Here is a 22894-nt window from a genome sequence, read left to right on the forward strand (position 1 = left end):
AAAACCCGATCACCTAGCGCAGGTGCAGGTTGACGCGGCGATTCTGGCGGCCTTTATTTTCGATCTTGCCCAAGCGGATATGACCGATTTCTCCGGTCCGGGCGACATGCGTACCGCCGCAGGGTTGCAGGTCAACCTGACCGCTCCCCTCGCCAATGCGGACAAGGCGAATGACGCCCGCGCCGCGCGGCGGTTGCACCGACATGGTCTTGACCAAACCGGGATTGGCATCCAGCTCTGCCTCGGTGATCCAATCCTCGGTGACTTGCAAATCGCGATCCACAAGCGCGTTAAGCGCGTCTTCAATGGCATCGCGATCCTCTGGCGCTTCTGGCATGTTGAAATCCAGACGCCCGCGATCTGCACTGACCTGACCACCGGTCACAGGCAGAGCGATGACAACCGACAGTAAATGTAACGCAGTGTGCATCCGCATATGGCGGTGACGGCGTTCCCAGTCGAGCCGCTGCGTGACATGTGCCCCAACGGGCGGCAGCATGACCGGTTCCGCCGCGACCAGAACACTGCCGCCACCATCCGCCTTGACCGCCGTGGCAATCGGGATTTCCACGCCGTTCCAGTCCAGAACGCCGCTATCGCCCGGCTGGCCGCCGCCGGTCGGGTAGAACAGCGGGTTATGCACGACAAGGCCGCCCTCGGGTGTGTGGCCGGTCACGATACCGGGTGCATCCCGCCGATAAGGCTCTGTCAGGTAAAGCGCTTCAGTCATGTGTCGCCATCTCCGTCTCCGTCGCTTGACGCCTGATTGGGTTCGCTCGGGATCGGATTATGAACGGGGTCCGACTGGTCCTTGTTGTCATCGTCCCGAACATGCTCCGCTTCGGATTGCGGTGCGCCCTTGCCCTGCATCAACGTTTCGGGGTTGCGCAGCCAAACGTCGCGCTGTGCGAATGGAATTTCGAAACCCTCCTTCGCGAAGGCCTCGACGATCTGATGGTTCATCTCTGTTTTCACGCCCATAATTTCGTTGACGTCCGACAGAATCGCGCGGATTTCGAAATCCATCGAATCGGCACCGAAGCCCTTGAACAGCACATAGGGTGCCGGGGTCAGCATCACCAGCGGGTGGAAACGGGCAATGCGCAAGAGAACCTCTTCGACCTTGCGGGTATCTGTCCCGTAGGCCACGCCCACGGGAACGATGATCCGTCCCAAGGCATTTCCACGGGTGTAGTTTGACACTCGGCCAGAGACAAAATCGGCGTTGGGGATGATCACGTCGTAGCGGTCGAATGTCTCGATCCGTGTGGAACGGACAGAGATGCTTCGGACGGTGCCATGCGTTCCACCGACCTCGATCCAGTCGCCTTCGGAAATCGGCCGCTCGATCAGCAGGATGATGCCCGAGACGAAGTTGGACACGATGTTCTGTAGGCCGAAACCGATCCCGACCGACAGCGCACCGGCGACGATTGCCAGGGAGGACAGATCCAGCCCCGTGGCCGTCACCGCGATCAGCGCGGCGAGGAAAATCCCCAGATAGCCAACACCCGAGACGATGGCATTCTGCCCGCCGATATCCAGCTTGGTCTTTGGCAGCACCGATCCGCGCAGACCGCCCTGCAACAGCCGCGTCGCGGCGTAACCGATGACGAAAACGATGGCAAAGGTCAGGAAATCGGTTGGCGCGATGCGGGTATCGCCAAAGGTAAAGCCCTCGCGAAACCGCGCCCAAAGCTCTGTCAGGTCAGCAACGCGCGCGCCCCAGATCAGCGCCAGTACCGGCAGGGATGCCAGCGTCAGCACAAACGCCCCCAGAACCGGCAGCAACCCGTCGCCGTCCTCGTCGCCGCGCCCGGTAATCAACGCATAAAGATCGAAAACAAAGCGCTGCAATACCAGCAGCACACCGAGAAGAGCGAAAGTCTGCACAGTCGGGAAAATCATCGCCTCACCGGCATTGGCATAGCCAATCGCTGACATGACCGGGCCAATCACGGCCAGCACCATGGCGACCTGGCCAAGAAGGCGGACCATGCGAATCCGGAACGCCGCTTCCGTCGTGTCGGGATTGTCACGTTCCTGGGCAACGCCGACCTGGCGCAAGATGAGACCCAGACGGAACAGCACGATGCCGGCCAACACGATGATCGGAAGCTTCAGCACCGCAATTGTGGCAATGCTGTACTCCTCGGCGGCGGCGACCTTGACGATCACGTCTTGCGCCACCAGCAACACGCCCAGAATGCCGACATCGATGCGGGCCTCGGTGCGCCGGTAGCGATCAAGCGGCAGGGATCCGACATCGTCCATGCGCGAGAACGTCTGGTCGCCCAACCACCACACGCCAAGGATCGTCATCGCCCAGCCGGGAACAGCCGACAGCAGCAGCGCGCCGCGTTCACCCAGCATCCCGGTTGCAAAAATCGCCAGCGTCAGGGCAATGATGCCCACCATCGGCACGATGATCTGACCAAGCGAGACCAGAAAGCTCCAGACGCCGGTGCCTTTGCGGGTCAATTTGCGCAAACGTTTCACCGCACCGCCGATCCAGACCCGGCCACGCAGCATCAGCAACAGGCCCAGCGCGAGCAGAAACAGCACCAAAGGCAGTTGGGCCTTCGCCTGGCTACGCTTTTCGTCTGACGCCCAGTTTTCTTCAACCTCGACGATCAGCTCATTCACTGAAGCCAGCAACGACTCGATCGCTGCGGGCCAGAGCGCGGGGTTGATGGGGGATGGGCCCAGTTCCAGCAACGCCGCGGCCTGTCGTTCACGAATGATCGTGTCGATTTCCGAGATGATGGCGTTGGCGCGGTTATAGGCCTCTTCGGCGCGGCGAAGGGGAGCACGCAACTCTTCCATCTGCTCGTTCAAGGCAGAGCGCCTGTCGGCCAGTTCCGCAGGCTCCTCGGTGCCTTCCTCGGGTTTCGGACCAAGCGCATCGATCTGCCCCTGAAGGGTATCTATGCGCGGTGTGCTGACATTGCTGGCCGCAAGAAACTGCTCTCGCCACTTGGCAATACCGGCGCGCAGGGTTTCAAGCTCTGTATCCGTGGCACTCTCGGCCTCGACCACGGATTCGGCGGATGTTGCCTGCTTGGCCCAGGTGTCGTAATCAACCGGGTTCTGGGCAAATACCTGAACCGCCAGCATCAATACCAGCAGCAGCGGCAACAGGGCCGCTTTGAAAAAGACCAATGGGTTGGGCATCAGACCTCCTGGAAAACGCCTGGAATGGAGGCGGGAGCACGGTCCATCCAGCCGGGCACGGGCAGGCCCTTGTCCTTCAGGAAATCGGGGTTGAACAGTTTCGACTGGTAGCGTGTGCCATAGTCGCACAACACCGTGACGATCGTGTGCCCCGGCCCCATTTCCCGCGCCATGCGCACAGCGCCGGCCACGTTGATACCGGACGACCCGCCAAGGCACAGGCCTTCTTCTTCCAGCAGGTCGAACACCACGGGAAGCGCCTCGTCATCGGGGATCTGGTAGTTGAAATCCGGGGTGAACCCTTCAAGATTGGCGGTGATCCGCCCCTGCCCGATACCTTCGGTGATCGAGCTTCCCTCGGCCGCATGTTCGCCCGTGGTATAATAGTTGAACAGGGTGGCCCCCATCGGATCGGCAAGGCCGATCTTGACGCCTTTGGGTTGCAGCGCCATCGCCACGCCCGCCAGAGTGCCGCCGGAGCCGACCGCACAGATGAACCCGTCAACCTTGCCGCCGGTCTGGTCCCAGATCTCCGGGCCGGTGCCTTCGATATGGGCCTGACGGTTGGCGGTGTTGTCGAACTGGTTGGCCCAGATCACGCCCTTTTCCGACGTCGCGGCCAGTTCCTCGGCCAGACGGCCGGAATAGCGCACATAGTTGTTGGGATTGCGGTAGGGCGCTGCGGGCACCTGCACCAGTTCCGCGCCGGCCAGTCGGATCATATCCTTCTTTTCCTGGCTTTGCGTCTCGGGGATGACGATGATCGTCCGGAACCCCATCGACGCGCCAACCAGCGCCAGCCCGATACCGGTATTGCCGGCCGTCCCCTCGACAATCGTGCCACCGGGTTTCAGAAGGCCCTTTTCCACCGCGTCGCGGATGATGAAGAGGGCAGCACGGTCCTTGACCGATTGGCCGGGGTTCATGAACTCCGCCTTGCCAAGGATTTCGCAGCCCGTCGCCTCGCTGGCGCGGCGCAGCCGGATCAGTGGTGTGTTGCCGATCGCTTCGGCCAGATCACCTGCAATGCGCATGCGGCGCCTCCTTTGTCATCGTCTGTTCTGTCAGCCATCAGATGTAGGGCGCAACGGGGGGGGATATCAACCCACCGGACGCATGCCGGACCTCAAGTTTGGCCGCTCACGCGCCAACCATAGCAGCATCATCGCCAAAGGACCCGCGTTCACTTCTCCGCTATCAAGCAGCGCCATGGCCGCCGGGAAGCGCAGAACATGGCTGCGGATATCCTCGTGTTCGGTGTCCAGTCCGCCCAGCCCGGCATCTTTTGGCGACAGATCGCACAGTCCAAGGAAGCAGTGAAAGAACTCGCTGGAATAGCCCGGAGAGGCATAGACAGCCGGCATTGGGCGCATCTCGCCCAGTGTCAGCCCGGCCTCCTCCACCGCCTCGCGCCGCGCGCAGGCCTCTGGCGTCTCGCCCGCATCGACAAGCCCTGCCACCGGCTCCAGCACCCAGGGTGCCGGATCGCCCCGCATCAGCGGACCATAGCGCATCTGTTCAATCAGCATCACCCGGTCGGTTGCGGGATCGTAGGGCAGCACCAGCGCTGCATCGAAGGCCACAAAGGCCTCGCGGTTCATGGTCTCGCTCCAGCCGCCTGCGAAGGTCCGGTGGCGCAAGCTGAAGGCACGCATCCGGAAAAAACCGTCAAAGCCGGGTCGTTCCGCGGTAATCTCGACATCCTGATCGGTCATTTGCGCGCGCAAGGTCTGCGGTGCGGGTTGCACCGCCAGTCGCCGCGCCCAGGCCCGCGACCGAATGAACGGGAAAAGCGCGCTGATCTCTTGCGGCGAGGCCTTGCCGTAGCGGCCCATCACCTCGCGCGCCGCGTCACAGCTAAGCTGCCCCCATTGATCGACCCAGTCTTGCAGCGACCAGAAATCACCCGGCGTCCAATGGTCCCCGGCCGGAAAGTAGACCTGGGCCATGATCGCGCCCTCATCCGTTTCGACTGGCAGACCCCTGGTATCGAACTCAAACCCGGCTTCATAGAAATCCAGCCGGGCAATGTCCTGCGGATCCAGTCCACGCACCAGCAGGCCCTGTGTCTCTGCGCCCTGTTCGGCACCTATGGTGGGAAATGGTCCTTCCGCGACAGCGCGCACCGCATGGTCGGGAAGGGTTGCGGGCTGCATATCGATGCCCCCGGCGGCGCGGCCAAGCACGATCTCCAGCAGCGGCACATGGCGCAGGCTGCCATAAAAAAATAGCGATGTCATAGGGTTGCTTTCACCGGACCTTTACGTTCCCGACCGCATAACACGTTAGGGATACACACACCACGACCGCAGGAATCAGGCGGGCCGTGTCAGGGTTATCTGGGTCACGTCGCAATTTCCGCTGTGAAAAGTCGCCGCGCAGGAGGTCAGATAGAAGTTCCACAATCTTTGAAAGCGCTTGTCAAAGCCCAGTTCGGCAATCTCGGACCAGCGATCATTGAACGTGTCGTGCCAGCGTCGCAAGGTCTGGCTGTAGCTTTCGCCAAACTCGACCGATCTGGCGATCCGCAGCCCGGCCTTTTCGACCTCGGCCCGCAAGGCACCGGGGCTGGGCAGCATGCCGCCCGGGAAGATATGCTTCTGGATGAAATCCACGCCGCGACGGTAAACCTCCCAGCGTTTGTCCTGCACCGTGATAATCTGAAGCGTCGCATGCGCGCCGGGTTTCAGCCGCTCGCGCAGCGTGTCGAAATACACCGGCCAGTATTTTTCACCCACCGCCTCGAACATCTCAATCGAGGCGATGCCGTCATAGGTTCCGGTCTCGTCGCGGTAATCTTGCAGCTTGAACTCCACCAGATCCGTCAGCCCCGCAGCCGCAATCCGCGCCTGCGCATAATCGAACTGTTCGCGGCTGATCGTCAGGCCGGTCACCCGAAGCCCACGCTCTTTGGCGGCATATTCGGCAAACCCGCCCCAGCCGCACCCGATCTCCAGCACATGATCGCCGGGTTTTGCGCCCATCTCGTCCACAAGCTGCGCATATTTCGCGATCTGCGCCTTTTCCAGACTTTCCTGCCCGGTCTCGAACAGGGCCGATGAATAGGTCATGGTCTCGTCCAGCCAAAGCCCATAGAAATCATTGCCCAGGTCGTAGTGATGGGCGATGTTCTTCTTCGCTTGGCGGCGCGAGTTGGAGTGCAACCAGAACCGCGCTCTCTCGAACGCGCGCACCAGCCCCATACCGGGGAAGCCATCGAAAATCACATCATTGTCGGCATGGATCAGGTCCATGAACGCCATCAGGTCCGGCGTGCTCCACCATTCATCCAGATAGGCGTCTGAAAAGCCCAGATCGCCGTCGCGGATCAGCCGTGCGAATATATCGGGGTTGTGAATATCAAGCTGCGCAACGGGTCCGGGTGCGCGGCCTTCGGCACGAAAGATGCGCCCGTCCGGCAGCACAAAGTCGATGCGGCCCCGGTTCATCCCCTGGGCAATGTCAAAGACGCGGGCGAAATAGCGCGGCAGGTCGGGCTGGTTCTGGGTTGTCGTCAGGATCATGTCATTCCGGTGGTCATGTTGATGGCAGATAGCTTGGCGCAGGCATGGCGTTTGGGCAAGAAGATCGTGCGTCACAGGATCAAAAATCCCTGTTTTCATAGGCTTGCAGCGCCTTTTCACGCCCATCGGACGCGGAAACGACAGGCTCTGGATAGCTGTCCTGCGCCGACAGCCCCCAGCGTCGCGGCACGGCGTCGAAGTAGCTCAGGGCAGTGTCGGTCGGGGTCTGCCGATCCTCTGCGATCCATGATTTAGCGTAAATGCCGTCGGGGTCGAATTTCTTCAACTGGGTGACAGGGTTGAAGACCCGAAAATAGGGTGTGGCATCCGGACCCGAGCCTGCCGACCATTGCCACCCCATCGCGTTGCTGGCCGGATCCCAGTCGATCAGGCAATCCTCGAACCAGCGCATCCCGATCTTCCAATGGCACATCAGGTGCTTAGTCAGATAGCTGGCCACAACCATCCGGGCGCGATTGTGCATTCGTCCCGTGACATACATCTCGCGCAGGCCCGCATCGACAAAGCGGATACCGGTGCGGGCGTGTTTCCAGGCCTGCACCTCGGCGCGTCGTTGATCCTCGTTCCACGGGAAGGCGTTCCAATCCTCGCGCCAATTATCGGTCAGAATGCGCGGCGTGTGATACATCAAATGATAGGCAAACTCGCGCCAGACCAGTTCTTTCAAAAAGGTCTCGGCCCCGCGTTTGCCCTCTTCCCGCGCACGGATGCCCGCATGCCAGCATTGCTGCGGGCTGATCTCGCCAAGGGCAAGGTTCTCGGACAGGCCAGAGGTTCCATCAACATCGGGCCGGTTGCGATCATCGACGTAATCCGCAACCCGATGCGCCATGAACGCCCCCAGCCGGGCTTGCGCCGCACTTTCCCCCAAGCGCACATACGGACGCACGATTTTTGCGCCGCGCTGCATGGCCTGAGCCATCTGCCAATCGCCAAGGTTGTCGCTTTGTGGCCACGTCTCAGGCGGCTGGATCTTACCCGGTGTCGGAAGTGGCGTGTCAACGTCACGGCCCTTCACCGCATTCCAGAACGGCGTGTAGACCTTGTAATAGCTGCCCTGCCCGGTCTCAACCGTCCACGGTTCGAACATCAGATGGCCGCCAAAGCTCTGCGCCTGGATGCCGTCGTGTTTCAACGTCTGCTTTACGGACGTGTCCCGCGCCATGCTGTCCGGATCATAGGCGCGCGTCCAATAAACCGTGCCTGCGCCGGTTTGCTCGATCAGCTCGCGCAAGACGGGCAAGGCCGCACCGCGCCGCAGGATCAGTCGGCTGCCCTTGTCGGCAAGCGCGTCTGACAGGTTCTCCAATCCCAGCCCCAGCCGCCATTTAGGCGCGGCCCCCAGCCCTTTGACAAGATCATCCAGAATGAAGACCGGAATGACAGGGCGCCCGGTTTTACACGCGGCAGACAACGCCGGATGGTCCGACAGTCTCAGATCTCGGCGGAACCATAACAGTATCGGGGAAGTATCGCTCAACGGTCTGTCCTTTTTCCGTGTAATAGCAATACGGAGCGCGTCGTCGCCCGGATCAATGATCATAGCTTTGCGTTGGTCGGGTTCAGAAAGTTCCCGTCAGACAAGACGCTTGCATCAACCTCAGATCGCCGCAAATGGCCCAGTATTTTATCGAAAGATAGCGGGGCTTTTCGGCGGGCCAAGTCACAAATGACCACTGCTTCTGATCCGGACTGGATGGCGCAAGACAGGTCGAGGACATTCCTGCCTTTACGTCAGGCGCCTGACACACATAACGGCCGCTTTCGGGGCCGCATAATCAACAAGGGCGCGAAGCCGAAACAACGCGCCCTTGTTCTGTTCTTTGGGGGGGCGTCGCTTTATGCGAAACCCATCCTCAGCGTCAGTGCGCTTCGGTGCTCAAACCTTTCCAGATCGCCCAGCACATCATCAGCAGGACAACCGTGAACGGAAGCCCCGTAGAGATCACCATGGATTGCAGTGACTTCAAGCCGCCTGCACTTAGCAGCAGCACAATGGCCACCGCGCCTTCGAAGACACACCAGAAAACACGCTGGGGCACAGGCGCGTCAACTTTACCGCCTGCCGTGATCGTATCAATCACCAGCGAGCCGGAATCCGACGACGTCACGAAGAACACAATCACCAGCACGATGCCGATCAGCGATGTGATCTGCACCAAGGGCAGTTGATCCAGCATTTTGAACAGCTTCAGTTCCAGCGCGGCCTCTTGAGCCACGGTGTAACCGTCCGAGACCACCTGATCGATCGCAATGCCGCCGAAAACGCTCATCCACAACACGCAGACAAGGCTTGGGATCAGCAGCACGCAGATGACGAATTCGCGCACGGTCCGGCCACGGCTGACGCGGGCGATGAACATGCCGACGAAGGGTGACCAGCTGATCCACCAAGCCCAGTAGAACGCGGTCCAGCCTTGGGTAAAGTTGACATCCTCGCGTCCCAGCGGGTTCGCCAGTTGAGGCAGATATTGCACATAGGCCACCAGGTAATCGACGAACCCGGTCAGCAACAGAAGCGTCGGACCGACCAGCAGCACGAAGATCAACAGGGCAATCGCCAGTCCCATGTTGATTTCCGACAGAACCTTCACGCCGCCATCCAGACCGCGCAACACCGAAATCAGCGCCACTGCGGTGATCGCCGAGATCAGAATGACTTCGGTCGTGGATCCGGTGGGCACGCCGAACAGCTCGTTCAAACCGGCATTTGCCTGCGTCGCGCCAAAGCCCAGCGAGGTCGCCAGACCGAACAGCGTGGCAAAAACCGCCAGAGTGTCGATCACATGGCCCCACCAGCCCCAGACACGTTCGCCCAGGATCGGGTAGAACGCCGAGCGGATCGTCAGCGGCAGGCCCTTGTTATAGGAGAACAGCGCAAGGCTGAGCGCCACGACAGCGTAGATCGCCCAAGGATGCAGACCCCAGTGAAAGATCGTTGCGGCCATGCCCAGACGCACGGCCTCAACCTGATCACCTTCGGCACCTCCAAGTGGTGCCCAATCCGTGCGCACCCCGTCTTCGCCCATCGCAACTCCACCGAAGGAGCTGCTGAAATGGCTCATCGGCTCTGAGACACCGTAGAACATCAGGCCGATGCCCATGCCAGCGGCGAACAGCATCGCGAACCAGCCAATATAGCTGTAATCCGGCGTCGCGTCCGCGCCGCCCAAACGGACGCGGCCATATGGCGTGACGATCAACAGGAAGCAGAACAGAACGAATATGTTGGCGGCACCAATGAAAAACCAGTCGAAACTAGTCGTTACAGTGGTGAACAGCCAACTGAAAACCACGCCGGACTGCTCGGGCAATGCGAGCGTGTAAAACACGAAAAGCACGATGCTCAGGCCGGAAATCATGAAAACCGGGTTGTGAATATCAAAGCCGAACGGCCCAACCGAACCGTCAACATTATCTTGTCCGATTTCATAATCGGTCTCAATCAAAGCAACCTCGCCTTCCGGCTCCGGTATGCCCTGATTTTCAGAATCGTCGGTCATTTTTGACCCCCTGTTACGTTACATCATTACACAGGTATTGCGCCCGCTCGATAATTAGTCGCGTACCACCATGACAGAGGCATCGGCATGTCCGGCAATGGTCCCGCCATTGGACGGCCAGATATAGTCAGTCAGGTTCGGGATATGGCTGGCCATGACCACCAGATCGGCGCGGGTCTCTTTCACCGCTTTCAGCAATGTCGGATCCAGATCGGTGGCCGGGTCATGGCTGATCATGGCATGTGCCTCGGCGGCGATCCCGTGCATTTCGGCCTGCGAGGCGGCAAATTCAGCCATTTTCTTTTTGAATTCCTCTGGTGAATGGGCGATCGAACTGGGCGTCGCGGCGGCGACACCAACATAGATCACCTTGGCTTTGTAATGGCGGGCCAGGTCAGCGGCACATTGCAGCGCTTTGCTCAGCCTGTCCTGATGCGCCAGATCCACAGGGATCATAATTGTGTTGAACATCTCTTCCCTCCTGTCGCGTGCTGTCGAAGGGCGGCAGCCCTTTTTTGCACATCTCATTTGGTTTCCAGGGGTGCCGCGGTGTCTCCGCCGACACGTCCACCTGCGGTTCAGCTTGGCGCGGAACCGTCTCGACCTGCCCCTCAGAGCGGCATTTGACACTTGCCAAGCGACACTCGGCGGCGCACCCGTATCGGCCTGAGCACCACGGTGCAACCCGATGTTATGTCATGCTACATGGTGCAAAGGCGTGTGGCGACAAGAAAACCGCCCGATTGACCATATGCCATTACCTTGCCCAGCAGAGCCGCCAGCCAGATCAATGCCGCGCCGCAACGTCATGGTGGTCAAAACCGCTTCGGTCATGGTGCCTACAGCCGGCTCAGCCCAAAGCGACGATCACAGCCAGGGACCGCTGTCGGGCATGAATGCCAGATCCGACACGGGTGCCGTCTCTTTTGCCGCGGTGACCATCCCGTGTACCTGCCCGCGATGATGTGTCTGGTGATTGAACATATGTGCCACGCACAGGCCTTTGGGTTTCGAGACATCCGCCTTCAGCACACCCGAATGCCATTTCAATGCGCCTTTCAGGTCATCCGGTTTCAGCGCTTCCGCCCAGTGCAGAATGCGCCCGTCAGTGCGAAACCGTTCCGCGCTCCACGCCGCAAGCGTTGGCTGAAACCTCGGGCTTTCGGGAACACCGCCCTTCGGTGCCTTGCCCCCATCCAGCCGCGCCATCCATATCTGGTCTGCCCAAAGAAGATGGTTCACGGTCTCAAAGATGGACCGGAAGAACACGCCGCGATCCTGCCGAAGCGCCGCATCGGTCATACGTTCCAACGCACCGCGCAGCTGGCGGTTCTGCCAAGCATTGTATCGTGCCATCGTCAGCACATAGTCCGGCGAAATCATCCCCACCTCTTTTCATATGAAGGCGCGCTCAGGCAAGAAACGCGGTTCAGATTTTACACGCCGCCCCTGTCGCAGACCCAGTTTGCCGGATCGTGCGAACAAGTTGCAAGGAAAAACCCGGTAGCGACGCGACAATCCGCGCCTGGTACAAATGAAATTTGCAAACTTTGCCCCCACCCCCTTTGCAGCCCCGTCAAAGCGCCCTATATTCATCTTGTTCCTTCGGGAACTATGGACATAAACGCGCTCGTAATAAGCGGATCGGACCCGGGGGCGGTACCCGGCGGCTCCACCAAACATCCTTCATTTGGGGATCATGGGGCCGAAACAGGATCGACGAACGTCTAAAGGGGTTATGCTTTGTCCCGGTGAGTTACCACCGTTATCGGTACAAATCGTACAGTTGCAAATGACAACCGTGCTCCGACAATGGCTCTGGCTGCGTAAGCAGTTCGAGTTTGTCGAACTTTAAGCCCTTGCGCCTAGCAGCGTAAGGCGGGGTTCGCAGGCACCTGGCAACAGAAGCCTGCACTTAATTCCCCCGCCCCGCATAGTTGTCGTCGTTTACGCGTATCCCTGATGGTGTTGCCGCGTCCGCCTTTTTCGCCGTATGTCGGCAAATTTCGGCGGTGTTCGGCCGCCCTGTTCCGGCCTCGGCAGGACGGTGAAATTTTCACCCCGCACGGTCTTTTGTTTTCCGCCGGATCGCATATGCTGTCCGCGAATTTGCAGGGAAAGAGACATATGTCCGGCAGCATAGACTACGGAAATCTGATGCATCGCGCGATGCGGGGGCTGATCAAGGAAGTTCTGACCGATGTGGCCGCGGACGGGCTGCCGGGGGAACATCACTTTTTCATCACCTTCGACACGGGTCATCCGGATGTCCAGATCGCCGATTGGCTGTCCGACCGCTATCCCGGCGAGATGACCGTGGTGATGCAGCATTGGTATGACAACCTGAAAGTGGGCGACGAGGGGTTCGGCGTCTCGCTGAATTTTGGCGACGCACCCGAGGCGCTGTTCATTCCCTACGACGCCATCAAGACCTTCGTCGATCCATCGGTTGAATTCGGTCTGCGATTCGAGAACCAGGACAGCGACGAGGACGAGGATGACGCCCATGGTCCCGAGATCGTCCGCGACGAAGGCTTGCCCTCGGAGGCCTCTTCGAAGGCTTCAAAAAAGGACGCGCCAAAAGACGCCGAGGTGGTCAGCCTCGACAGTTTCAGAAAATAGCCGTCTGCGGTGCCCTGCCCTTGCCCTGCGCGCCTGTGGCAGATTGCGGATGGCAAGGATCGGCGCTAAACGGCATGCGATTGCATACGACAGGAGCGTTCCATGGCCCAGACCCGCACCGAAACCGACAGCTTCGGCCCGCTTGAGGTTCCCTCAGACAAGTATTGGGGCGCACAGACCCAGCGCTCGATCATCAACTTCCCGATTGGCTGGGAAAAGCAGCCCGTGCCGATCATTCGTGCCCTGGGTGTGGTGAAGCAGGCCTGCGCGATGGCGAATCTGGAACAGGGCGGGCTGGAGAAAAAAGTCGGGGATGCGATTGTCGCCGCCGCGGGCGAGGTGATCGACGGCAAGTTCGACGACAATTTCCCGCTCGTGGTCTGGCAAACCGGTTCCGGCACGCAGTCGAACATGAACGCCAACGAGGTGATCTCGAACCGGGCGATCGAGATGCTGGGCGGCGAGATGGGGTCAAAATCGCCCGTCCACCCCAATGATCATTGCAACATGGGGCAATCGTCGAATGACACCTTCCCCACCGCGATGCATGTCGCCATCGGAATGCAGGCGCGCGACGTGCTGCTGCCGGGGCTGAAAAAACTGCATGCCGCACTGGCTGCGAAGTCCGAAGAGTTCAAGGACATCATCAAGATCGGTCGCACCCATACGCAGGACGCGACGCCGCTGACCCTGGGCCAGGAATTCGGCGGCTACGCGCATCAGGTGGCGCAGGGCATCAAGCGTGTCGAAATGTGCCTGCCCGACATTTATGAACTGGCCCAGGGCGGCACGGCCGTCGGGACCGGGCTCAACACCCGCAAGGGCTGGGCCGAAAAGGTCGCCGCCAACATGGCCGAAATCACCGGCCTGCCCTTCGTGACAGCCCCCAACAAGTTCGAGGCCCTCGCGGCGCATGACGCGATGGTGATGTTCTCGGGTGCGCTGAAAACCGTGGCGGCGTCGCTGTTCAAGATCGCGAATGACATGCGGCTTCTGGGATCTGGCCCCCGCTCCGGTCTGGGCGAGTTGATCCTGCCGGAAAACGAGCCCGGCTCGTCGATCATGCCGGGCAAGGTCAACCCCACGCAGGCAGAGGCGCTGACCATGGTCTGCGCGCATGTCATGGGCAATGACACCGCCGTGGGCATCGCCGGCTCGCAAGGCCACTTTGAGCTGAACGTCTACAACCCGATGATGAGCTACAATGTCCTGCAATCCATGCAATTGCTTGGTGACAGCGCGTCTGCCTTCACCGACAATATGGTGGTCGGCACAAAGGCGAATGTAGAACGCATCGAGAAGTTGATGAAAGAATCGCTGATGCTGGTGACGGCTCTTGCGCCCACCATCGGCTACGACAACGCCACCAAAGTCGCCAAGACCGCCCACAAGAATGGCACCACTCTGAAAGAAGAGGCGATTGCCCTTGGCTTTGTCGATGAAGAAACCTTCGACCGCATTGTGCGTCCCGAAGATATGATCGGACCCAAAGAATGAGCAACCTGACGAACCTCAACAAGGCACGCAAGGACCGCAAGCGCGATTCCGAAAAGCGCGATGCCAATATGCATTCGGCAAAATTCGGGCGCAGCAAGGAAGACAAGCAGGCGATGGCCGCAAAGCTGGCCAAGGCTGCGAAATCGCTCGACGGGCATAAGGCCGACGACAAGGACGCATGAGCGCCCGACCGGTCAAACGGTCCCTGACCCTGCGCGGCCACCGCACCAGTGTCTCGTTGGAGGATGCCTTCTGGCACGCCTTCCGCGAGATCGCCGTGGCCGAGTGCAAACCCCTGAACGTGCTGGCCGCCGAGATTGATGAAAAACGCGGGGTCGAGGCCGGATTGGCCTCTGCCATCCGGGTTTATGTCTTGGGCTACTACAAGACTCGCTAACCGTGATCCGCCAACATGGCGACATGGCTCAGATCCAACATGTCTTTCTGCCAGAGGCATGGACGGTCAGACGCGCTCAACAACGCGCAATCGTATGCCATCGCGGGACCGGACCGTCAGATGCGCAACCGGTTCCGGCATATCCACCACCGCCACCCTGAAATCCCGAAGCACCAGCGACAGAAGCAACGGTCCTTCGATCATCGCGAAACCCGCCCCCGGACAGACACGCGCCCCGGCAGAGAACGGGATGAACGCCTCGCGGGCGCATTTCGTGCCATTCCGCGTCCCCCAGCGCGCCGGATCAAAGCCATCCGGATCGTCCCAAAGCCTCTCATGGCGATGCAAATGCCACGGGCTGATGACCATCTGAGCGCCCTTGGCAATGTCCCTGTCCCGGAACCGCTCTGGACAACTTGCCTCTCGCACCATCATCGGGACGGGTGGATAGAGCCGCAAAGCCTCTCGGAACACGTCCCGGCTGATCCGCAGCGCCGACATTTCCGAGAATGCGCCGGTTTCAAGCTGCCGCGCCTCCTGTGCCACCTGCTCTTGCCAGTCAGGGTAACGCGCCATCAAATACAGCGCCCATGCCAGCGCCGAGGCCGAGGTCTCGTGTCCCGCCAGAAAGAAGATCGCCACCTGATCGACCATTTCCCCGACCGAGAAAAGCTCTCCGGTGTCGGGATCCGGGGTTGTCATGATCTTGGTCGCCAGATCATCGGGGGCGGTGCCTACGTCAATCTCGGCGCGGCGCGCTTCGGTCAACTGGGTTATCAGCGCCCGGATCTTGCGCGCCGAGGCTTTGGTCCGGCGCGAGAAGAAGCGCGGCATCCAGCGCGGCAAGGGCACGAAGGCAGCAAGGTTCAGCAACGGCTGGCTGCATTGATAGGTGCGGAACTCCCGGAACACGGCCTGCGCCATCCGGTCCTCGATCGGGATGGAAAACAGCGTGCGAAAGATCACATCCGCGGCGACATGGCTGGTGACTTCTTCGATCTCGACGTCGCGCCCTGCCCGCAACCGCAGCCGTGCCACGGCCTGCTGTCCGGCGGCCCACATGGCAGGATAAGTGTCGCGCAATCGCCCGCCCTCGAATGCCGGATCAATGATCCGCCGCTGCCGTTTCCAAGCTTCGCCAATGGTCAGAAACACGCTGTTGCCAAGCAGGGGCCGCAAGCCTTCGCTGATGCGGTCGGATTTAGGAAAATCATCCGGCCGCTCTTTCAGGACGGCCTTCACCAAATCGGGTTGATTAAGCAGATAGGACCGGAAGAAGGGTGTGCGAAACTCTGCCATCCACGCGCGGTACAGGCGTGCAGGCTGGGCCGAAAGAATATCCTGCCGAAACAGCCGCATATAACGCCACAGCGACACCTTGTCGGGCCGCGACGGGGGTTTGGGCGGCAGATCCCTCATGCCGCCATCGACGTGTATTTCGACACCGCTTTTTCCAATCGGGACTTTGACGGTGCGCGTCCAGCAAAGCGCGTGGCAAGGCTAAGCGGCCCCGCGGTGATCCGGAAATAGTCATAATCTCCGGGACGGTCGAAGGCGCAGAGATACTGAAAATGCAGACGAAAGAACCGCCAGCGCAGCTCTTTCCAGCGTTCGGGCGAAAGTGTCTGGGTAAAGGCCGCCGACAGGACCAAAGGCCAGCGCTTGTCCTCCGGTGCCACGCCCGATACGGCAACAGGATCGCAAAGGGCGAAAGCACACCCATCGCCCGGTGCGGTCACGTCCACCCAGGTAAGTTCTTCCCGGGCTGACAGATAGTGCAGATCGGCGCGCAACTGATCGGCGCGCGGCAGGAAAGACACCATCGGCACCACTTGTCCCAATGACAGAAAGCCAAGCTTTGGCCCATTGGCACGGACCCCGCCCCGCCGGATAAGGTCCGCGAGGATCGACACGCCAAGATGCGCGCCGGAGGAATGCCCGACCACAAGCACCTCATCGAAATCTTGGGACAACGAGGCGGCAATCTCGTCGGTAAATTCGACCATCCGCGCCCGAAGCTCCGGCGAATTGGCGCCTCTGTGGAGGGCCGAATAGGCAAAATCATGCATCAGGTAATAGGCAAACAATTTGCCATCCTGCCGCCTGAACCATGCGATCACGCCGCAGGTCAGCCCGACCCCAGCAACAGCCGCAAAAGCGGCCCCGGACCATGCGGGCAAGAAGTCCAGAAGATTGATCAGAACATGATATGCGGCCCAACCCGCCAAGGCTGCCAGAAAAGCCTGCAATAGCAGAAACGCAACCGGGTAAAGCGCCGCGATCACCGGCCCCTTGCGCAGCCGCATCAGACGCCACAGCGCGCCAGATCCAATGTAGATCCATGCCGTGCGGACAAGCTGACCATATGTCGCCAGACTGCCCCGCGCCATTGACGCGCGCACGAGGTCCGACCAAACCAGAACCTTGACCTCTGCCAGAACTTCGCTGCCGTCGATCCGGCCTTGCACGCGCCAGCCGAAACGCCCTGCCCCGGTGCCATCGCGCGGCAGCAACGCAATCTCGTAGCCGCTGATCGCGGCCTGAGCGGCACTCTCTTTGCGATACAACTCGCGGTATCGGCGGGGATGTATCGGATCGTAGCCGGGAATGTAGAAAACCCGACGCCGACGCACCTCTTGCCCTTCACTTGCCATGCTCAACTCTCTTTTGAGGTCATGTTACATGAAGCGCGTAGCACAGGTAAGCTGTCTGGTCTTTCCGCGCCTGCAACGAGTACAAAATCACCATCAGGACGAATTCGCAGAGGTTTCAGGCCTGCGGTTGCCCGGCTCTATGGACGCCAGGCCAGAACCAGTGCGTCAGCCCAGCGTCGCCAGCGCCGGGAAAGTCTCCAGCAGCCAGAACGAAAACGCGGAAAAACCGCCCGTCAGCATCAGCAGGCCAATGGTCCACAAAAGCAGTCCCATCACCCGTTCGATCTGTTCCATATGGCGCTTCATCCAGCCCATCACGCCGGTCAGTTGCGGCAGGAAGGCCGCCACCAGCAGAAACGGTATGCCAAGCCCCGCAGCATAGATGCCCAGCAACAACGTACCCTTGCTGACAGAAGCCTCGGACGCCGCAAGAGACAGGATCGCGCCCAGTTGCGGCCCGATGCAAGGTGTCCATCCGAACGCAAAGGCCAGCCCCAGCACATAGGCCCCAAAGGCCGATCCACCACGGTCACCCGCGTCCATCCGGGCTTCGCGGTCAAGGAAACCTATACGGTAGATGCCGATGAAATGCGCCCCGAAGATCATCACCAAAATGCCCGCAATGGTATTGAACGTGCCCTGATATTGCAGGAACACCGTGCCGATCACGGAGGCGGTAAATCCCAGCAGCAGGAACACCGTTGACAGGCCCAGCACAAAAAACAGCGCGGGCAGCAGCATTTTGCTACGCCGCCCAGCGTTTGCCTCGCCGATCGAGACACCGGACATATAGGCAAGATATGGCGGCACAATTGGCAGCACGCAGGGGCTGAGAAACGACAGCACCCCAGCGAAAAGCGCTACCAGCATGGCGGGCAACAGCCCCGCGTCGATCAGGTCAATTCCAAACATGACCCCCGCTTAGATCATCCAACGCGCGGCGTCACGCTACATGCTGTCACATCCTCGTGGCAGCACTGAAACACAGGTGCTGAATCACCGCCCCCGGCGCGATGGCCGGGGGCGAAGGTCGTGGGTATCAGCGTCCCAAGGACCACCAACCACGTCTCTTGGGCTTGTCCTTGTCATCGGCTTCCGCAGTTTCGGTGTCCGCCGATGCCGTCGCCAGTTCCTTGTCCTCATGCACAACCGGTTGGGGGGCGGCGACCTCGCTCATCGGTTCCGGTGCAGCCTCTGGTTCCGGTGCTGCCACAGGTTCTGGCTGCGGCGGCGTTTCCACGACCGTTTCGACCGACGGCTCTGACACGGTCGGGCTTTCCGGCACAGTCAGATCCGAGACGTCGAGTGTCGACCCCGGTGTCGGATCTTCGATCTGGGCCACATCCGCGATAGGTTCAACCGAGGTTTCGACCGGTGCCGGAGTGTCCGTATCGTTATCGGCTGTCTTCGGCTTCGCCCGCGAACGCGTGGTCCTGGGTTTGGCAGGCGCTTTCGTCGCGGTGGACTTCGGTTTTGCTCTCGATCGCGTCGCAGGTTTCTTGGGCGCGGCAACGTCCGCCTCGCCCTCGCCTGGCTGCTCGCCCTCAACAGCCGTTGTTTCGGGTTGTGCCGACGCATCAGCCGTCACGTCAGTCTGCGTGGCCTCTGCCGCCACCGCAGGAACCTCAGCAGGCGCGTCTATGGCGACCTTATCGTCCTCCGGGACATTCTTGCTCTGTGGTTCTTCGGCATCAGCCGCAGGTTTAGCCTCTTCGCCAGGCGTGTCGTCGGACCGGTTTTCGCCGTTCTCGCCATTGCCATCGGACCCGTTAGACTTTGAACGACCGCGCCGACGCCGACGCCGACGCTTTTTCGGCTTGCCGTCTTCGTCAGCTTCATTGTTTGAATTGTCATCAGACGATTTCGCTTCGGTAACGGTCGCTTCTTCTGCCTCTTCTTTCTTGGTGTCGTGGCTTTCGTCCTCGTCGATCTGATCCATCAAGGACGTATCGACCGAAACGACAGGCGCGACAATCTCGGCGACCTTTCGCGTTGCCGTCTTGAACTTCTCAAGAGTGAAATCGGGCGAAACAAGCGCCGGTTCGCCCTCGATGCGCACGGACATGCCGTAGCGCGCTTCGATCTGTGCGATGTGTTCCCGCTTCTGGTTCATCAGGAAGTTGGCGATACCGACCGGGCATTTCACCAGAACCTCGCGCGACCGTCCGCGCGTGCCCTCTTCCTCGACCTGACGCAGGATCGACAGCGACAGGTTGTCATCGGACCGGATCAAGCCGGTGCCGTGGCACGCCGTACAAGGCTGGGTCGTTGCCTCGATCATGCCCGGGCGCAGCCGCTGTCGGCTCATCTCCATGAGGCCAAAGCCGGAAATCCGCCCGACCTGAATGCGCGCACGATCGGTTTTCAGCTTGTCCTTGATCTTCTTCTCGACCGAGGCGTTGTTCTTGCGCTCGTCCATGTCGATGAAGTCGATCACGATCAGGCCGGCAAGGTCACGCAGACGCAATTGGCGCGCCACTTCTTCGGCGGCCTCCATGTTGGTCTTCAACGCGGTTTCTTCGATCGAGCCTTCCTTGGTGGCGCGGCCAGAGTTCACGTCAATCGCCACCAGCGCTTCGGTCACGCCGATCACGATATAGCCGCCGGATTTGAGCTGCACCGTCGGGTTGAACATCGACGACAGGTACGACTCCACCTGATAACGCGCAAACAGCGGCAGGGTCTCGGCGTAATGCTTCACGTTCTTGGCGTGGGACGGCATGATCATTTTCATGAAGTCCTTGGCGATGCGGTAGCCACGCTCGCCTTCCACGAGAACCTCGTCAATCTCGCGGCTGTAGAGATCGCGGATCGAGCGTTTGATCAGATCGCCTTCCTCGTAGATCTTCGCAGGCGCGATGGATTTCAACGTCAGTTCGCGGATCTGCTCCCACAGCCGTTGCAGATATTCATAGTCGCGCTTGATCTCGGATTTGGTGCGTTTCGCCCCGGCGGTCCGCACGATCAGTCCAGCGCCCTTGGGCACTTCGATCTCGGAAGCGATCTCCTTGAGTTTCTTGCGGTCCACGGCATTGGTGATCTTGCGGCTGATACCGCCCCCGCGCGCCGTGTTCGGCATCAAGACGCAATAGCGCCCGGCCAGCGACAGATAGGTCGTCAGTGCAGCGCCCTTGTTGCCACGCTCCTCCTTGACCACCTGAACCAGCAGGATCTGCCGGACCTTGATGACTTCCTGGATCTTGTAGCGACGGGGACGCGGCTTGCGGACGGGCCGGATGTCTTCCTGATCATCCTCGTCTGCCACGGATTCGATGGAACTGTCGCGCGAGGACGCGTCGTCATTGGCGTCATCCTCCTGCTCGTCGTCACTCTCGGCGTCGTCGGTTTCGTCGTCGGATGCATCCTCAGCACCCTCCACCAACGCGGCATCCGTCTCGGCCAGGTCGGTCGCCTGTTCCGTCACCGTCTCGCTTGGTTCTTCGACGGGCGTTTCGGCCACGGTCTCCATCGGAGAGCTGCCCTCCGGCACCTCGTCCTCATCAAGATCGATCGTTTCCATCCCCGAGATCTGACCCTCGGGCTTTGCAACTTCCTGCGTCACCTTCAGGTCGTCCGGCTTGGCATTCTCGGGTTTCGCGCTTTTACGCGACCGGCTGCGGGACCGCGATGATTTAGGCTTTTCCTCATCCTCGTCCCGCGCCCGCATTGCCTCTGCATAGGCGCGCTCTTCCTCCATCAGCGCCTCACGGTCGGCGACGGGGATCTGATAGTAATCGGGATGAATTTCCGAAAAGGCCAGGAACCCATGCCGGTTCCCGCCGTAATCGACAAAGGCCGCCTGAAGCGACGGCTCCACGCGTGTGACTTTCGCCAGATATATGTTGCCAGCTAGCTGGCGTTTGTTTTCAGACTCAAAGTCGAATTCCTCAACCTTGGTTCCGTCAACCACCACAACGCGGGTCTCTTCCGCGTGGGTGGCATCGATAAGCATTTTCTTGGCCATGTTTTCCGTTCGCACGCCGCAACCGTCCGCATCCCGGGGGGACCGGACGGTTCACGGCAATGACTTTTCTGGGCGAGAGACGGCGCGACGCTGGTGGAAGACGCTCGGTCCCCCACTGCCAGCCTCAAATCATGCGCGCGCTTCATCGCGGTTCTTCTCCGACGCCTGCCACAAGGGTCAAGGCGCCCATTTACGACCCGTCGCTTGCGCGTTCCGGGCATTCGGTGCGGCCTTTCGGCCCGATCGGTCTGGTCAGATCCGTCAGGGATTTCCTGACGCCACATCTGACCAGCGAAACTCTCATCGGCGCGTTCCGCCTGGGAAACTGCGCCATCACGCCAGCATAAAGCGTCGACGACGTGAAATACAATCCACAATCGCATGTCGCGCCGGGAAAACCCGCACACGCCGGAGTTGTGCATCAATAATTACACCAATCGGCTCAGGGCACGCCTCTTTCATAATTCTTCTTGGTTCAAATACTCCGGGGAGTCCGAGGGGCAGGCCCCTCGGTCCCGTCGCATCCGCGGACGCGAACATCAAACGCCTTTCAGCGCCGCCGCATCAACGCGAACGGTCTGTCTCATCGCGTTTCCAAAGCCCGCAAGCGGCGGATCAGGCTGGATGTGTCCCAGCGTCCACCGCCCAGCTTTTGCACGTCCTTGTAGAATTGATCGACCAGCGCGGTGACCGGCAGGCTGGCACCGGTCTCATCGGCCGTATCCAGACAAATGCCCAGATCCTTGCGCATCCAGTCCACGGCAAAGCCGTGCTCGAATTCGTCAGCAATCATCGTCTCGTAGCGGTTGGACATCTGCCAGGATCCGGCGGCCCCCTGGCTGATAACCTCGACCACGGCGGCCCCATCAAGCCCGGCTTTCTCGGCAAAATGCAGCGCTTCGGACAGGCCCTGCACAAGACCTGCGATGGCAATCTGGTTGCACATCTTGGTCATCTGCCCGGCACCGCTGTCGCCGACACGGCGGCAGATGCGGGCATAAGCGGCAATCACGGGCTCGGCCTTGGCATAGCTGTCGGCATCACCACCGCACATGACCGACAAGACGCCATTCTCGGCCCCGGCCTGCCCACCGGAAATCGGCGCATCGACAAATCCCAACCCGGCCTCACTGGCGGCTGCGTACAACTCAGAGGTGACTTTCGCCGACACGGTCGTATGATCGACAAAGATCCCACCCGACGTCATTCCGGCAAACGCACCCTCCTCGCCCAGACACACTCCGCGCAGATCATCGTCATTCCCAACACAGGACATGACGAAATCAGCACCTTTGGCGGCCTCGGCCGGGGTTGCGGCAGAGGCACCTCCGTACTCGTCCACCCATTTCTCGGCCTTGGCTGCGGTCCGGTTGTAGACCGTCACCTCGTGCCCCGCCTTCTGCAAATGCCCGGCCATCGGATAGCCCATTACACCCAGACCCAAAAACGCCAGCTTCGCCATATCACTTCTCCTTCAATTCCTGTCTGCCGAGTTGTGTCGCGCCGGCGCTTGGTTGACAAGGGGCCATCCCTGCCGA

The 22894-nt window shown here is 60.4% G+C and carries 18 protein-coding genes and 1 other RNA gene; 5 read left to right on the forward strand and 14 right to left on the reverse strand.

Annotated features, from left to right (window positions below; genetic code table 11):
• Positions 1 to 13: 13 nt before the first annotated feature.
• The 9 genes from B8991_RS09005 to B8991_RS09045 all read right to left on the reverse strand — a co-directional run bounded on the left by B8991_RS09005 (position 14) and on the right by B8991_RS09045 (position 11605).
• Positions 14 to 730, reverse strand: coding sequence for an alanyl-tRNA editing protein (locus tag B8991_RS09005; RefSeq protein WP_084352622.1), 717 nt, complete (start codon positions 728 to 730; stop codon positions 14 to 16).
• Complete coding sequence (locus B8991_RS09010) at positions 727 to 3174, reverse strand: DUF3772 domain-containing protein (RefSeq protein ID WP_084352624.1); 2448 nt, start codon at positions 3172 to 3174, stop codon at positions 727 to 729. The genes B8991_RS09005 and B8991_RS09010 overlap by 4 nt, the downstream gene beginning before the upstream one ends.
• On the reverse strand, positions 3174 to 4208 hold the full coding sequence (locus B8991_RS09015; protein ID WP_084352626.1) for a cysteine synthase A: 1035 nt from the start codon (positions 4206 to 4208) through the stop codon (positions 3174 to 3176). Before B8991_RS09015 ends, B8991_RS09010 begins: the two co-directional genes overlap by 1 nt.
• Positions 4209 to 4274: 66 nt before the next feature.
• Positions 4275 to 5414: a gamma-glutamylcyclotransferase gene (locus B8991_RS09020; RefSeq protein ID WP_084352628.1), complete on the reverse strand. Its 1140-nt coding sequence runs from the start codon at positions 5412 to 5414 to the stop codon at positions 4275 to 4277.
• A 75-nt stretch (positions 5415 to 5489) separates the two neighbouring features.
• Positions 5490 to 6698, reverse strand: coding sequence for an SAM-dependent methyltransferase (locus B8991_RS09025; RefSeq protein ID WP_084352737.1), 1209 nt, complete (start codon positions 6696 to 6698; stop codon positions 5490 to 5492).
• A gap of 79 nt (positions 6699 to 6777) precedes the next feature.
• A complete protein-coding gene (locus B8991_RS09030) occupies positions 6778 to 8199 on the reverse strand; it encodes a cryptochrome/photolyase family protein (RefSeq protein ID WP_218673195.1) in 1422 nt (473 codons plus the stop codon).
• Positions 8200 to 8581: 382 nt separating this feature from the next.
• The gene (locus tag B8991_RS09035) at positions 8582 to 10222 is read right to left on the reverse strand and encodes a BCCT family transporter (protein ID WP_084352632.1); all 1641 of its coding nucleotides are present in this window, start codon (positions 10220 to 10222) and stop codon (positions 8582 to 8584) included.
• A 54-nt stretch (positions 10223 to 10276) separates the two neighbouring features.
• The gene (locus tag B8991_RS09040; protein WP_084352634.1) at positions 10277 to 10693 is read right to left on the reverse strand and encodes a universal stress protein; all 417 of its coding nucleotides are present in this window, start codon (positions 10691 to 10693) and stop codon (positions 10277 to 10279) included.
• Positions 10694 to 11089: 396 nt separating this feature from the next.
• A complete protein-coding gene (locus B8991_RS09045) occupies positions 11090 to 11605 on the reverse strand; it encodes a DinB family protein (RefSeq protein ID WP_084352636.1) in 516 nt (171 codons plus the stop codon).
• Between the two features lie 177 nt (positions 11606 to 11782).
• On the opposite strand from B8991_RS09045, the gene ssrA reads away from it, so the two are divergent.
• The 5 genes from ssrA (at position 11783) to B8991_RS09070 (ending at position 14738) form a co-directional block, all read left to right on the forward strand.
• Positions 11783 to 12138: a transfer-messenger RNA gene (gene ssrA / locus B8991_RS09050) on the forward strand.
• 211 nt (positions 12139 to 12349) lie between these two features.
• On the forward strand, positions 12350 to 12844 hold the full coding sequence (locus tag B8991_RS09055; RefSeq protein WP_084352738.1) for an SspB family protein: 495 nt from the start codon (positions 12350 to 12352) through the stop codon (positions 12842 to 12844).
• Between the two features lie 102 nt (positions 12845 to 12946).
• On the forward strand, positions 12947 to 14341 hold the full coding sequence (gene fumC, locus B8991_RS09060; protein WP_084352638.1) for a class II fumarate hydratase: 1395 nt from the start codon (positions 12947 to 12949) through the stop codon (positions 14339 to 14341).
• Entirely contained in the window at positions 14338 to 14523 is a 186-nt protein-coding gene (locus B8991_RS09065; RefSeq protein ID WP_084352640.1) for a DUF4169 family protein, read from the forward strand. Before fumC ends, B8991_RS09065 begins: the two co-directional genes overlap by 4 nt.
• A complete protein-coding gene (locus B8991_RS09070) occupies positions 14520 to 14738 on the forward strand; it encodes a ribbon-helix-helix domain-containing protein (RefSeq protein ID WP_084352642.1) in 219 nt (72 codons plus the stop codon). Before B8991_RS09065 ends, B8991_RS09070 begins: the two co-directional genes overlap by 4 nt.
• A gap of 66 nt (positions 14739 to 14804) precedes the next feature.
• Here the strand turns inward: B8991_RS09070 and B8991_RS09075 are convergent, their stop codons facing one another.
• The 5 genes from B8991_RS09075 to B8991_RS09100 form a co-directional block, all read right to left on the reverse strand.
• The gene (locus B8991_RS09075; protein WP_084352644.1) at positions 14805 to 16157 is read right to left on the reverse strand and encodes a cytochrome P450; all 1353 of its coding nucleotides are present in this window, start codon (positions 16155 to 16157) and stop codon (positions 14805 to 14807) included.
• Positions 16154 to 17392, reverse strand: coding sequence for a hypothetical protein (locus tag B8991_RS09080; protein WP_084352646.1), 1239 nt, complete (start codon positions 17390 to 17392; stop codon positions 16154 to 16156). The genes B8991_RS09075 and B8991_RS09080 overlap by 4 nt, the downstream gene beginning before the upstream one ends.
• Before the next feature lie 165 nt (positions 17393 to 17557).
• Complete coding sequence (locus B8991_RS09085) at positions 17558 to 18304, reverse strand: cytochrome c biogenesis CcdA family protein (protein ID WP_084352648.1); 747 nt, start codon at positions 18302 to 18304, stop codon at positions 17558 to 17560.
• 127 nt (positions 18305 to 18431) lie between these two features.
• On the reverse strand, positions 18432 to 21356 hold the full coding sequence (locus B8991_RS09090; protein WP_084352650.1) for a ribonuclease E/G: 2925 nt from the start codon (positions 21354 to 21356) through the stop codon (positions 18432 to 18434).
• A 583-nt stretch (positions 21357 to 21939) separates the two neighbouring features.
• A complete protein-coding gene (locus B8991_RS09100; RefSeq protein ID WP_084352654.1) occupies positions 21940 to 22818 on the reverse strand; it encodes an NAD(P)-dependent oxidoreductase in 879 nt (292 codons plus the stop codon).
• Positions 22819 to 22894 lie beyond the last annotated feature (76 nt).

It is taken from the genome of Primorskyibacter flagellatus (assembly GCF_900176485.1).
Classification (GTDB): domain Bacteria; phylum Pseudomonadota; class Alphaproteobacteria; order Rhodobacterales; family Rhodobacteraceae; genus Primorskyibacter; species Primorskyibacter flagellatus.